The organism is Pelagimonas sp. (assembly GCF_058892305.1).
The window spans coordinates 1-879 of record NZ_JBZXVN010000095.1; the positions used below are offsets into that span (position 1 = coordinate 1).

The window sequence follows — 879 nt, forward strand, 5'->3', positions numbered from 1 at the left end:
CGCGCAGGGTGTCGGGAACATCGTCAAATTGGGTGTCGGTCTGGATCGCTTGGGTCATCGACCCGCCCCCACGCCGCGCCGCAAGGACCCGCCGCTCACAGGCATTGCGCAATTCGCGGACATTTCCGGGCCAATCATGCGCCAGCATCACCGCCACATCGTCTTGGCTTAGCTCCGGCATGGCGACCTCGTAAATCCGGCCAAATTCGCCCAAGAAATGCGTCGCCAACAGGCCCAAATCATCGCGGCGTTGGCGCAGGGGCGGCAGGGTCAAAACCAGGGTATTGATACGGAACAGCAAATCTTGACGCAACCGGTTTTCAGCCACGGCAAGGGTGACGTCTTCGTTGGTGGCCGACACCACACGGAACGTCACCGGGACGGGATGGGTCGCGCCGACGGGCAAAATTTTCTTGTCCTCAAGCACGCGCAAGAGCTTGGCCTGAACCGGCAGTGGACAGGAACAGATTTCGTCCAAAAACAGGGTGCCGCCCGAGGCCGCAACAAGGCGCCCTTCGGTTTCCCCCGACACGCCAAACATCTCGGCTTCAAACGCCTCTGGTGACAAGGCGGCGCAGTTCAGGGCCAAAAACGGCGCATCCGGGTTGGCCCCCAAATCATGCAACGCACGCGCCACCAACTCTTTGCCGGTGCCGGTTTCGCCGGAAATGAGCGCCGGGGCCCCGGTATCAGCCAAATCAAGAATGTCACGGCGCAGATCGGCCACCGCATCGGTTTGCCCCAACAACACCCGATCAAGCCCAGAGAGATGATACAAACGTTGCCGCAGCCGCACATTGCTAATGCGCATCCGCGATTGTTCGGCGGCATGGGTCAACACGGTCAAAAGGCGGCGCGGCTCATAGGGTTTTTCAATGA

At 60.6% G+C, this 879-nt stretch carries 1 protein-coding gene; it reads right to left on the reverse strand.

Annotated elements, in window-relative coordinates; all coding sequences use genetic code 11:
* On the reverse strand, nt 1-879 hold an 879-nt coding region (locus AC5EFR_RS23450; protein WP_493578098.1), incomplete at both ends, for a sigma 54-interacting transcriptional regulator.